Raw genomic sequence first — 12,513 nt, forward strand, 5'->3', positions numbered from 1 at the left:
CGCAACAAGCGCATGCACATGATGACCATTGCGCCGCGCGTCACTGAGCCGCTCCAGCACCAGCACACCCAGACCGTCGGAAAACCCCGTGCCATCAGCAGCGGCATCAAAACTGCGACACCGCCCGTCCGGCGACAGAGCCCGCTGACGGGAGAACTCCACAAAAACATTCGGCGTGGCCATCACCGTCACCCCCGCCGCCACCGCCAGAGCACTCTCCCCCCGACGCAACGACTGAACCGCCAGATGCGCAGCCACCAAAGACGACGAACACGCCGTATCCACCGTCAACGCAGGCCCCTCGAACCCGAACGTGTACGCCACCCGACCGGACGCCACCGCGCTCAGCGTGCCCAGTCCCCAGTAGCCCTGGAGGCGTGTGCGGTCCGCGTGGGCCAGGTAGGCGTAGTCGGTGCCCGTCACCCCGGCGAAGACGCCTGTTCGGCTGCCGCGCAGGGTCTCCGGGTCGATGCACGCGTCCTCGAACGCCTCCCACACGCCCTCCAGCAACAGCCGCTGCTGCGGATCCATCGCCAGCGCCTCGCGGGGGCTGATCCCGAAGAAGTCGGCGTCGAAGCCGGCCACGTCCCGGAGGAAGCCGCCGCCCTTGGTGGAGGTGGTGCCGGGGTGCTCGGGGTCGGGGTGGTACAGCTCGTCCACGTTCCAGCCGCGGTCGGTGGGGAAGCCGGATATCGCATCCCGGCCCTCGGCCACGAGCTGCCACAACTCCTCCGGCGAATGCACCCCGCCCGGGAGACGGCAGGCCATCCCCACCACCGCGACGGGATCGTCCTCGGCCGCGGCCGCTCCCGTAGGGGCCCGCCGCGCGCTCCGTGTCCGCTCCGCGCCGGTGTCCCCGCTGCCCACCGTGCCGACGCCGTGCGCCGCCCCCATGTCCGTGGCCGCGCCCTGGGCCGCGTCGTCGGCCGTGGACAGGCCGAGCCGGGAGAGCAGGTAGTCGGCCACCGCCTGCGGGTTCGGCTGGTCGAAGAGCATCGTCAACGGCAGCTCGACGCCGTACAAACGGCCAAGCTGCTGCGTCAGTTCCACGGCGGCCAGCGAGTTGTAGCCGTAGTCCAGGTACGGCCGGGCCGGATCGATGTCGCCCGGCTCCTGGCCGAGGAGCGCCGCCGTCTCCGCCAGCACGACGTCCAGCACGACGCGGAGCCGGTCATGGGCAGGTGCGCGTGCTGCCTGTTCGGCCTGTGCAGTGCTCAGTTGCTCACCCACTGACTTCACCCTTTCGCGAGCCGGCTCTACGCGGTGGCCACCGTGAGCGCGGCGTCCGTGGTGCGCCACACCGCCGCGATCTCGGCCTGGACGACCGGCCTGGCCGGGGGAATCTGCAGCGCGAGGCCGTTGACGAAGACGATCGTGTAGAGCGCGGGCCCGGTCGTCGCCACGAGCGACCAGACGCCGCTGACGTCCACCCCGTACGCCTCCTTCGTCGCCTTCACGACGAGGCTGTTGTGCTTCAGGAGGGCGCCGACCACCGTCGAGTAGTCGGGGGCGTGCCGCAGCCGGGTGTCCACGTTTGCGAGCGCGTCACCGATGTCGACGACGAGATGGGCGTTGTAGCCCGCCATGGCGACCCGCGCCGGCGGCTCGTCGCAGCGGTGCGCCAGGTCGAAGAATCGCTTCCAGTGCGGCGGAGTGGGCCGCCCGCGGAACTCGTCGTGCAGGGTGGTCAGGTACAGCCGCAACAGTTCCGGCGTGAAGGCGTGCCCGAAGGCGGGATCGGTGAACGTCGTTTTGTGCAGCAGGGGCTGCATGACGGTGCGTTCCATGGCATCGAGGCCGACGGCGAACAGCCCGCGGCGGTCGTGGTGGCGTACCAGGATGGCGGTGATGCGCTGGTTGCGGGACACCTCCTCGTCGAAGCGGTCCAGCGGGTCACCGGTGAGGGTGGAGGTGTCCGACAGCGCGACGACGGAGCGCACCTCCGCGGCGGACAGCGGGGTGCCGCACGCTGACCGGACGGACGCGGGCGGGTCCGCTTCCGACGCACTGGCGGCGGTGACCGGGGTTGCCGAGACCAGCACGGCCAAGGCGGTGCCGACGAGCACGCCGCGTAGCGCGGATTGCCGGGATCGGCGTGCTGGGCGCTCACCGGTCGTCGTCGCTTGCATGTGTTTCTCCGTCACGTTCGTGCCGCGACCCCGTGCGGGTCGCCACGCCATTGCTAGTCGAGGTCCTGCCCGGGGGCCGGACACCAGGGGAACGAGGGAACAACGAGGGAAGAGCGAGGGAACAACGAAGGAACGGGGACCGGGGAACGATCCGGGTCGGGTCCTGAACGGGTCTGCTCGGCGCGGAAGGCGGGCGGCGGCTCGGAGGCGGACGGTTGCGGCAGCGGAAGCGGGAGGTGGCGGCTCAGAAGCGGAGGGCGGCGGCTGCGGCGAAGTCGCCGGCATGGGCGAAGCCGGCGGTCACCACCAGGTCTCCCGGCCCGATGCGGCCGTTCGTCAGCGCCTGGTGCAGTGTCACCGGAGCGGCGGCCCCGTAGAGGTTGCCGTACTGGTCGTAGGTGTCCACGTGACGTTCGGGGTCGAGGCCCAGTGACGTGCGCCAGTTGCGCAGGAAGATCCGGTTCGGCTGGTTCGTGATGAGGACGTCGATGTCCTCGACGGCGAAGTCGTGCTCCTGGGCGAGTTCCCTGACCAGTTCGGGCACGATGCGGTTGCCGAAGTCCAGGGTCTCCTTGGTCCTGGCCCCGTCGAACTGCACGTCCAGGACGCTGGAGCCGCTTTCCCAGTAGTGCCGGCCGTCCTCGGTCGCCATGCCGACGTCCCGGGCGGTGGAAGGGGTGTTGCGCGTACGCACCCCCAGCAGCCGGGAGGATGCGTCGGCGGTGAGGTAGGCGACGCCGCATCCGTCGCCGGCCACCACACTGTGCTGCTTGAGGCGGTTCCCTGACTGGGCGAAGATCTGTCCGGCCGTGTTCTGTACGTTCGCGAGCAGCGCGCCACGGGCTCCGTGCGCCGCCATCAGTGCCGCGGCGATCTGCAACATGTAGGGGAAGGATGCGCACCCCCCGTTGTGCAGGTCGATGATCGATGCGGGGGTGATGCCCAGCCGGTCGGCCGTGTCGGCCCCGCACCCGGTGAACAGGTCGTCGGGCAGCAGCACGTTGGTCAGCAGCAGGTCCACCTCCGCCGCCGGGTCCACCCCGAGCCGCTCGAACATCGGCAGCGCGGCGCGTTCGATCAGCTCGGCGGCCCGGTCCCCCGGTTTGACGTGGTGCCGCCACGACGGGGGGCGCAACAGCGGTCCGTTGTCCATCGGGCTCAGTTCGAGACCGGCCGCCAGGTACGTCTCCACACCGATCGGTTCGTGCGGGAGATGGCTGCCGGTGCCCGCGATGCCGACGGCGGGGGGCAAGACAGTCATGTGTCGCGTCCTTCCTGTGGTGGCTCGGGTGGGGCGGTGGACGGTGGACGGGCGCGGCTGACGCGCCCGCCTCTCATGCCAGGGCCACCCGGGCCACCGGTTCCAGCGATGCGTCCTGGAGCAGCGAGCGGCAGCGGAAGCGCTGGATCTTGCCGCTCGGCGTCTTGGGCAGGGTGCCGCGCGGCAGGAACAGGCACTCGGCGAGCGCGACACCGGCCCGGTCCATGGCCAGCGAGGCCGCCTCCTCGGCGAGGGGGCGGAAGTCGCGCGGCTTGCCCATCGCCTCGGCCAGCAGCACCAGTTGGACGCCGCCCGCACCCCCCGTCTCCACCACGGCCGCGCAGCCCTTGCGGATGCGCGTCAGGGAGTCGACGGCCGACTCGATCTCCGAGGCGTACACCTTCCGGCCGCCGACCGAGAGCATGTCGTCGACCCTGCCCGTCACATACAGCTCGCCGTCGTGCAGGAAGCCCAGATCACCGGTGTGCAGCCGGCCGTTCTTGAACCGCTCGGCAGTCCGCTCCGGGTCCCGGTGGTATCCGGCGGCCAGGCTCGGTGAGGAGACCTCGATCTCGGAGACCTGCCCGGCCCCGCCTGCGTGCACCGACACGCCTGGGAGCGCGACGCCGTTGGACACCAGACGGGAGGCCCTGGGGTGGTCGTGCTCCACCTCGACGACCGAGCCGTCGACGAGAGCGAGCCGGTCGAAGGCCAGCAGCCGTGGCTCGGACTGCCAGGGCTTGCCCGTCACGGCCAGGGTGGCCTCGGCCATGCCGTAGGCCGGTTGGAACGCGGTGCCGGACAGCCCGAAGGGCCGGAACTTCTCGGTGGCCGCGGCCAGGGTGTCCCCGTCGATGCGCTCCGCGCCGATCACGGCCGCGCGCAGCCGCAGTTGCCGAGGCAGCGAACTCCTGGCCTGCGCGCGGGTCGCCAGATGCACGGCGGTGCTGGTGCCCGCGGTCATCGTCGCCTCGTATTCCGACATGTCGCGGAACCAGGTGCGGGGCGCCATACCGAACCGCTCGGGCGTCGAGAGGACGAGGTCGAAGCCGTACGCCCACGAGTACAGCAGGCAGCCGAACATGCCCATGTCGTGGGAGAGGGGGAGCCAGGAGACGACGGTGTCCGCTCCCGGACGTCCACCCGTCAGGTGCAGGATGATCTCAAGCTGCCGCTCGATCGAACCGGTCGTCAGCGCGCATCCCTTGGGCGTGCTGGTGCTGCCCGAGGAGTACTGGATGAACGCCAGTTCGTCGCGGCCGGGCGGGGAGGGGTCCACCGAGCCGCCGCCGTGCAGCGTCGCCCAGCCGCGGATCGGTACCTGCGCCGCCAACTCCTCAGGAACGAGGGGGACGAGCTCGTCGTCCAACAGGAGCAGCGTGGGCTCCAGACGTGCCGACAGCGCGACCAGTTGCTCACCGTACGCCTCCGCGCTCTGGCCGCGGGTGGGCAGCGGCATGGAGGCCACTGCCCCGCCCGCCAGCCAGATCCCGAGCAGCCCCCGCACGGTGTCGGGGGTGTTCGTGAGCACGCAGGCGACACGGGTGCCGGGCCCTACGCCCAGTTCCCGCAGGCGGGCGGCCATGCTGTGCGCGTCCCGGGCCACCTCGCGCCAGGGAAGGTGCACGAACGCGTCGCCCGTCCAGGCGTGGAGCACGCCTCGCGCGGACCCGTTGGTGAGGGCCTTGAAGAAATCCATCGAACCCCTTGTCTCGTCGCCCGGTCTTCCCGTCGCCGCGCCCCGGCGGCGAGCTACTCCACGTCCACCAGCGAGGTGTCGGAGTCGCGGCGGCGTTCCGCCATGGGCGCCAGCTTCTGCTGGCGCTCCAGCAGCTCACGGCGGTCGAGCGACGCGCCTTCCACCCGGCTGATGCCGGCTTCCCGCAGGGTCAGCCGCTCGCTGTCGATCCGGATGACCTTCCAGGCCAGACGGGTCTTCTCCAGGCACCAGATGAGGACGGCGCTGAGGTCGACCTCGTACCACTTCATGCCGTGCCGGGCCGAGCGCGGGAACGCGTGGTGGTTGTTGTGCCAGGCCTCGCCGAAGGACGGCAGCGACAGCCAGGCCACGTTGCGCGACTCGTCGGTGGTCTCGAAACGGCGGCGCCCGAAGTAATGGCCGACCGAGTTGACCGCGTACGTCATGTGGTTGATCAGGAAGATGCGTACCAGCCCGCCCCAGACGACGCCGGTGAGCGCGGCGTACAGCGATCCGCCGGTGATCGCGAAGGCGAGGACACCCGGGAGCAGCACCCCGGCCGTGACGACCAGCAGCAGGTGCTGGCTGAGCCAACGCAGCGGCTTCTCCCGCACCAGGTCGGGGCAGTAGCGCATGGGTTCGGAGGTCAGCTCGACGTCGAAGAGCCAGCCCAGGTGGGAGTGCCAGAGCCCGGCCATGGCGCCCCGGATGCCGGGGGGGAAGTCGAGGTGGGGGCTGTGCGGGTCGCCCGTCTTGTCGGCCACCCGGTGGTGCTTGCGGTGGTGCGCGGCCCAGATGAGCGGCGGTCCCTGCCCCGCCATGGCTCCCGCGGTCGCCAGGGCGACGCGGATGGGCCGGTACGTCTCGAAGGAGCGGTGGGTGAGCATGCGGTGGTAGCCGGCCGAGATGCCGAAGCCGGAGATCACATACATGATCGCCAGCACCGCGACGTCCGACCAGTAGAAGACCCGGTTCCACAACAGGGCCATCGCGCCGAAGACCGCGATGAGCGGGATCACCGACGCTCCGAGCATGAACCAGCGGTGTTCTCGGCCGTCCATGGGCCGTCATCTCCCAGAAGTTGGCTGACTGCTTGGAATCGTGCTGTCACCTGGCCGGTGCGCGCGGCGCGGGCGGGAGCGGATGGAATGAGGACGCGATCGTGACGGCGAGACGGTACGGCGAGGGCGGCCGGACGGGGCCGCCGGGCCCGACCGTCTCGGTCGGTGGTGCGGGACTAGCTAAACATCCCCACCGGCGTTCCGTCAGCACGAATCCGGCGGCGGCCATTGCCCTTTGGGGCATTGCCCCAAAGGGCAATGGCCGCCGCCACCACAGTTCTCGTAGCGTGAGGGTCTTCCGCACACCGCAGGCGGCCGGAATGCCCTGGCGCATGCATCCCGGAACTGCCTTCGGGCGTTCCGCGCCCGGCGTTGCGGCACCAATGCATGGAGCGGGAAAGTACCTGGATACGCAATTCCCGCGCGGCGCACGTGCACACGGAAAAGACGCGCGACACGTATCCGCGAGACAGCGCAACGCGTATGCGGGAGAACATACGGGCTCGTGCGACCAGATCACGCCCTGCACCGTCCGGAACCGGGCACGTCCTCATGGGAAGGTTTCCGTTGATCACCGCTGAAGAGATCTGCGAACGCATCGCCAAGAAGCTCGGCAGCAAGGCGTCGACAATGACACTGAACGCCGATACCACCTTCGAGTCGGTGGGCCTGTCCAGTCTCCAGATCGCCGACATCGTCTACGGCATCGAGGACGACCTCGAAATCACGTTCGACGAGAGCAAGGCGGCCGGCGTCAAGACGGTCGGCGACCTGGTGAAGCTCGCCGAAGAGACCGCCACGAACACCTCCGCAGCGTGACCACCGCCGCATACCAGGGAGCCACGGCCGAGTCCATCCGGCACCACTACGACGTGTCGAACGACTTCTACGCGCTGTGGCTGGACGCCGACCTCACCTACACCTGCGCGCTGTGGAAGGGTGACGAGACGCTGGAGAGCGCGCAGCGGCGCAAGCTCGATCACCTGATCCACCAGGCCCGGGCCGAGGGCGCCGGCCGGGTTCTGGACATCGGATGCGGCTGGGGCAGTCTGCTGGCACGCCTCGTCGAGCGGCACGGTGTCGGGCACGCCGTCGGCCTCACCCTCAGCGACAGCCAGGCGGAACACCTGCGGGCCCGCGCACTGCCCCGCACCGAGGTGCGGGTGGAGAACTGGCTGGAACACGAACCCGACGAGACCTACGACGCGGTCATCTCCATCGGCGCCTTCGAGCACTTCGCCCGCACCGGCCTGACCCGGCAGGAGCGGGTGGCCGCTTACCGGGAGTTCTTCGCACGCTGCCGCGACTGGCTCCCCAGGGGCGGCAGGCTCGCGCTGCAGACCAACATCAAGGGCAACAACGTGCGGATGGACCGGCAGACCGTGCGCGATCTGCTCTTCATCATCGAAATGATCTTCCCGGAATCGCAGATTCCCGCGCTGTCGGAAGTCGTCGAGGCGAGCGAGAAACACTTCGACGTCGTGACGCTCCGCAACGACCCGGACCACTACAGCAGGACCTGTGCGGAATGGCTCCGGCGGCTGCGTGCCAACCGGAAGGCCGCCGTCGAGAACGCCGGAGAGCGAGTCGTCGCCGATTACGAGCGTTATCTGGGTGCGAGCGTCGGACACTTCGACAACCGCCACCTGGGACTTTCTCGCATCACCTTCGAAGCCACCTGAAGCCGCACACTCCCCCTACCGAAGCCACCCGGCATATCCGAACGCCCGCCCGTTTCCCCCTCCCGAAGCCCACCCGATCCCTCCCGAAGCCGCCGGATTCCGGCACCACCATGGCCTGTCGAGGAGCGCTCATTGGACGCGTACAAGCACGTGGTCTACTGGCACGACACCGAGCGGGTGACCCCCCGCCCCCCTCTGCGGGGAGACGCCGACTGCGACATCTGCATCGTCGGTGGCGGCTTCACCGGCCTGTGGACCGCGTATTTCCTCAAGGAAGCCGAACCGGCCCTCGACATCCGCGTCGTCGATGCCCGCCACTCCGGGTACGGGGCCTCCGGCCGCGCCGACGGCTTCGTCACCCCGACCATCGGCAAGGACCTCCAGGCGCTGGTCGAGCGGTTCGGAGCGCAGCGGGCGCTGGAGGCGTCACGGGCCGTCGGCAGATCCATCCTGGAGATCGGCAGGTTCGCCCGGCGCAACCGCGTCGACGCCGCGTACGAGGCCAACGACTACCTCATGGTCGCCACCAGCCCGGCACAGCTCGGACGCCTGGAGGGCGACCGGGCGCTCGCCGAGCGGATGGGCGCCGCACAGCCCGGCATCCTGTCCTCCGACGCCACCCGCGCCCTGGTGGACTCACCCGCCCTGCTGGGCGGCCTGCGCACCGGAGGGGCCCTCGTCAACCCGTTCAAGCTCGCCCGGGGCATCGCGCGGGTGGCCGAGGAGAAGGGCGTGACCCTCTACGACGACTCGCCGTGCCTGCGCGTGGAACCGGGTGTGCGGCCCACCGTCGTGACCCCCGGCGGGCGGGTGAAGGCCGACAAGGTCGTCCTCGCCACCAACGTCCACATGGACGCCTTTCCCCCCTTCCGCCGCAAGGTCGTACCGGTGTGGACGTACGCCATGGTCAGTGAACCGCTGACCGACGCCCAGCTGGCCCGTGTCGGGTGGGAGGGACGCGAAGGCCTCGTCGAGGCCAAGTCCCTGCTCACCTGCGCGCGGCTCACCCAGGACAACCGCGTCCTGTTCGCCGGCGGCCCCGTCCCCTACTACTTCGGCCGGGACAAACGGCAGCGGAACATGAACCGCCCCGGCGTCTACCGCGCCATCCACCGGGAGTTCCTGCGCTTCTTCCCCCAGTGGGCAGACGTGCGCTTCACCTACGCCTACGGGGGCGTGGCCGACGTGGTGCGCGACTTCGCCCCGCACTTCGGCACCCTGGCCGGCGGCTCCGTGCTGTACGGCTACGGCTACTGCGGCAACGGGATCGCGGCCACGCACACCGGGGGCAAGGTGCTGCGCGACCTGGCGCTCGGCAAGGAGACCGACCATGCACGGCTGCTCTTCGTCGACGGCGCAGGGCGCAGACCACCCGCCTCGTTCCCGCCCGAGCCGGCGCTGTTCGCCGGCGTACGCGCCGCGACGCGGCTGATGGACTGGAAGGACGCACGGGCATGAGCAGTCCCCGCACGGTGCTGCTGACCGGCGCTTCGGGTGTCGTCGGCCGCGCCGTCCTGCGCGAGCAGCACCCCGGCCGGGTGCGGATCATTCCGGCCGCCCGCAGCGCGCCGGTACCCGAGGCCGCCGAACCTGTGCTGCGCTGCGACCTGTCCCGCGAACGCCTCGGTCTCGACCCGGACAGCTACCGGTCCCTCGCTGCCCAGGTGGACGTCGTCATCCACTCCGCCGGGCTGACCGAGTGGGGGCTGCCGGCCGCCGCCTACCGTCCCGTCAACGTCGACGGCACCCGGCGCGTGATCGACTTCGCCGCGCAGGCGGGGGCGGCGGTCCACTTCATGAGCACCGAGTTCGTGGCCGCCCTGCTGCCCGGCGCGTCCGCGCGGCTGCGGCCGGAGAACATCTGCCGCAACTACATCGAGTCCAAACGGCAGGCGGAGGAGCTGCTGCGGGCCAGCGGCCTGCCGCACACCGTCTTCCGGCCGACCAACCTCATCGGCGACGCCGCCACCGGATGGACCTCCCGAGGGCAGATCGTCCAGCAGATGTCCGACTGGCTGCTGCGCGGCCGAGCCCCCTTCGTGCCCGTCCACCCCGGCATCCGCATGGACTTCGTGGCTCAGGACCTGCTGGCCAAAGCTGTCGTGCGGGCAGTCGAACTCGGCGACGACGAGGGCGCCTTCTGGGTCTCCTACGGACCCGAGGCGATGGATGTCGAAGGCTGCCTGCGCGTCCTGGCCAAGCACGCGGCGACCCTGGGCCGGACGTTCACCCCTCCGCCGCTGGTGGACGCGGACACGCTGGCCCCCGAGGAGATCGAACGGCGCGACCCCATGTCCCGCGCCTACCTGTCCGTGCTGCGCGACGTGGGCGAGGTCACCCGGTGCAGCGGCGGCGTCCTGCCCACGTCCATGCCGGAGCTGCGCCGCCGCTACGGCATCCCCGCGGTCGACGACGCCGCGGCCTACGCGACCAGTCTCGCCTACGCCGCCGAACACCTCGGCTGAACCCACGGAAGGACACTGGTGGTGAACGAAGTCTGGAAAGCGCCGGATCTCGGCGGGAAAGTGGCCGTGGTCACCGGAGCGAGCCGAGGCGTCGGGCGGGGCATCGCGCTGGCGCTGGGCGAAGCCGGCGCCACCGTCTACGTCACCGGGCGCAGCACCCGGAACGGGCGGCGCACCGAGGACCTGCCCGGCACCGTGGAGGACACGGCCGAGGAGGTGACACGACGCGGCGGAACAGGCATCGCCCTGTGCTGCGACCACGGCGTCCCCGAACAGAACGAGGCCCTCGCCGAGCGGCTGAGCGCCGAACAGGACGGGCTCGACCTGTTGGTGAACAACGCCTGGAGCGGCTACGAACGCTCCCACGAAGTCCGGTTCGACGCCCCGTTCTGGGATCAGCCGCTGTGGCGCTACAGCCTCTGCGAAGCCTCCCTGCGCGCACAGTACGACGTGACACGGCGACTGGCACCGCTGATGCTGCCGCAGCGCAGTGGACTGATCGTCGGTATCAGCTTCTCCGACGGCGACATCTACCTCGGCCAGGTCGCCTACGACGTCTTCAAGACGGCGGCCGACCGCATGTGCCGAGGCTTCGCCTCCGACCTGCGCAAGCGGGGCGTCGCCGCTGTCAGCCTGCATCCCGGTTTCGTGCGGACCGAACGCGTCGAGGCCGCGTGGGAGGCGCTGGGCAGCGGCCCGGCCTCGGTCGTGCACTCGGCGGAGTACGTGGGACGGGCGGTGGCCGCGCTGCTCGCCGACCCCGCCGTCATGGAACGGACCGGCCAGGTGCTGGCCACCGGCGACCTGGCGGCCGAGTACGGCTTCGACGACGTGGACGGCAGGCGACCCCCGGTCTTCCGCCTGGAGGGGCGGATGAGCCTGGCCACCAGGATGGACAGACTGAACCGGGTGGTCAAAAGCGCGGGGCAGCAGCAGTGAGGCGGCGGGTACGGCGCACCGCCGGGAAGGGACGGTCGGCGTCCGGGTGGTGCACGGCCACCGCGGCCTGGTATCCCTCGGGGACCCGCACGTCCCGCAGCATCCAGTCGGCGGGCCCCTGCGGCACGGCAGGCTCCCGCGAGCCGGAAGCCGGGGGCGCTGCGAAACGCTCGGGGAGGCCGACATGGTGAGCGCCGAGCCCGCCGGCGAGCCCCGTCCCGATACCTTTGCCGTACGCCTCCTTCCGTACCAGGCAGCCGAGCACAGCCGTCGCGCGGACGGCTGCCGGCAGGGCGGCGAGAGAGCGCTGTTCGGCCGGGTGCAGCCGCCGCTCCGCCCGCTGAAGTCCGTCGCGCACCAGCGCCTCCGACTCGATGTCCGCCCCCACCGGGGTAGAGGCCAGCGCGAGGAGCGCCATGTCCCCGGCGTGCGAGAGCGAGAAGTGCGCCTCGGGCCTTCCGGCCACAGCGGGGCGCCCGTGCGGACGCCCGCACCCCGGCATCCCGCATTCCTGCCGGGTGAACGCGAGCGTCCGCGGGTCCGTGCCCAACTGCGCCCCCAGGAACAGCCGCAGCCCCACGTGAGAGGTGATGAAGCGCTCGTGGGCGACGGCGTCCTGGAAGGCGGCGGCCCGTCTTCGCTCCTCGTCGTCCAGCACCTCGGCGGCTTCCCGCGCAGCAGCGACGTACCCCGGCAGCCACAGCAACTCCACCGCCACCTCGTGAACAGGGGGCACACCTGCCGCTGCGCCCCCTGGACCGCGGGCGGCCACGGCAGTTACCGGCCGTCGCCGTCGGGCCGCTTGGGCAGCAGGTCATCCGTCCACTGCATCGACAACAGCACGGCCTCGACCCTGGACCTCAGCCCGAGCTTGCGGGTGATGCTCGTCAAATGCGCCTTCACCGTTCTTTCCGCGATCCCCAGCTTTCGACTGAGAACCCGGTTGCTTTCCCCGGCCGCCAGTACCCTGAGGACCTCGCGTTCACGATTGGTGAGACTCTGCAATGCGGACCGTTTCGCCGATAGCGTGCTCACGCGCGATCCGGCGGTTTCTGTTAAGCGGTGTGCGCCTTCCCAGTCCGGCCGTTCATCCCCGTTCATCGTGCACTCCAACTTCCCGAGGCTCACCTCGTCGCAGGAGAAATGCTGATCCGGACACACCCCGCCGTCCTTCCGGCTGGAACCGGAAGGACAGATACCGGTACTCCGCGGGCCCCGGGGCGGCCGGAAAGCGTCTCCTGGTCATACTCGCACTGCCGTACCCGGTCGGCAACACC

Annotated in this window: 11 protein-coding genes and 1 pseudogene; 5 read left to right on the plus strand and 7 right to left on the minus strand. The window is 70.5% G+C overall.

The annotated features are described in order from the left end of the window. The 5 genes and pseudogenes from H297_RS38015 to H297_RS0123490 all read right to left on the minus strand — a co-directional run. Positions 1 to 1,200: pseudogene (locus H297_RS38015) on the minus strand (type I polyketide synthase); the annotation flags it as partial. Between the two features lie 56 nt (positions 1,201 to 1,256). Next, positions 1,257 to 2,129 (minus strand): DUF5995 family protein, encoded by an 873-nt coding sequence (locus H297_RS44520; RefSeq protein WP_486589635.1) that lies wholly within the window; start codon positions 2,127 to 2,129, stop codon positions 1,257 to 1,259. A 244-nt stretch (positions 2,130 to 2,373) separates the two neighbouring features. Continuing rightward, positions 2,374 to 3,390: a 3-oxoacyl-[acyl-carrier-protein] synthase III C-terminal domain-containing protein gene (locus H297_RS0123480; RefSeq protein ID WP_051352109.1), complete on the minus strand. Its 1,017-nt coding sequence runs from the start codon at positions 3,388 to 3,390 to the stop codon at positions 2,374 to 2,376. Between the two features lie 73 nt (positions 3,391 to 3,463). Next, positions 3,464 to 5,089 (minus strand): AMP-binding protein, encoded by a 1,626-nt coding sequence (locus H297_RS0123485; RefSeq protein WP_027739053.1) that lies wholly within the window; start codon positions 5,087 to 5,089, stop codon positions 3,464 to 3,466. A gap of 53 nt (positions 5,090 to 5,142) precedes the next feature. Next, a complete protein-coding gene (locus H297_RS0123490) occupies positions 5,143 to 6,150 on the minus strand; it encodes an acyl-CoA desaturase (protein ID WP_027739054.1) in 1,008 nt (335 codons plus the stop codon). A gap of 567 nt (positions 6,151 to 6,717) precedes the next feature. Between H297_RS0123490 and H297_RS0123495 the strand changes: the two genes are divergently transcribed. The 5 genes from H297_RS0123495 (at position 6,718) to H297_RS0123515 (ending at position 11,236) form a co-directional block, all read left to right on the plus strand. Then, positions 6,718 to 6,969 (plus strand): acyl carrier protein, encoded by a 252-nt coding sequence (locus tag H297_RS0123495; protein WP_027739055.1) that lies wholly within the window; start codon positions 6,718 to 6,720, stop codon positions 6,967 to 6,969. Then, entirely contained in the window at positions 6,966 to 7,832 is an 867-nt protein-coding gene (locus H297_RS0123500; RefSeq protein ID WP_027739056.1) for an SAM-dependent methyltransferase, read from the plus strand. The genes H297_RS0123495 and H297_RS0123500 overlap by 4 nt, the downstream gene beginning before the upstream one ends. A 132-nt stretch (positions 7,833 to 7,964) precedes the next feature. After that, positions 7,965 to 9,290, plus strand: coding sequence for an NAD(P)/FAD-dependent oxidoreductase (locus H297_RS0123505; RefSeq protein WP_027739057.1), 1,326 nt, complete (start codon positions 7,965 to 7,967; stop codon positions 9,288 to 9,290). After that, a complete protein-coding gene (locus H297_RS0123510; protein WP_027739058.1) occupies positions 9,287 to 10,297 on the plus strand; it encodes an SDR family oxidoreductase in 1,011 nt (336 codons plus the stop codon). Before H297_RS0123505 ends, H297_RS0123510 begins: the two co-directional genes overlap by 4 nt. A 21-nt stretch (positions 10,298 to 10,318) precedes the next feature. Further along, positions 10,319 to 11,236 carry an SDR family NAD(P)-dependent oxidoreductase gene (locus tag H297_RS0123515; protein WP_027739059.1) on the plus strand — a complete coding sequence of 306 codons (918 nt, stop codon included), beginning with the start codon at positions 10,319 to 10,321 and terminating at the stop codon, positions 11,234 to 11,236. Here H297_RS0123515 and H297_RS0123520 read toward each other — a convergent pair. Next, positions 11,211 to 11,972: a 4'-phosphopantetheinyl transferase superfamily protein gene (locus H297_RS0123520; protein ID WP_027739060.1), complete on the minus strand. Its 762-nt coding sequence runs from the start codon at positions 11,970 to 11,972 to the stop codon at positions 11,211 to 11,213. The two genes, H297_RS0123515 and H297_RS0123520, sit on opposite strands and share 26 nt — an antisense overlap. A gap of 41 nt (positions 11,973 to 12,013) precedes the next feature. Beyond that, positions 12,014 to 12,337 (minus strand): LuxR C-terminal-related transcriptional regulator, encoded by a 324-nt coding sequence (locus H297_RS0123525; RefSeq protein ID WP_078514521.1) that lies wholly within the window; start codon positions 12,335 to 12,337, stop codon positions 12,014 to 12,016. Between the last annotated feature and the right edge of the window lie 176 nt (positions 12,338 to 12,513).

This window comes from Streptomyces sp. CNT360 (assembly GCF_000424785.1).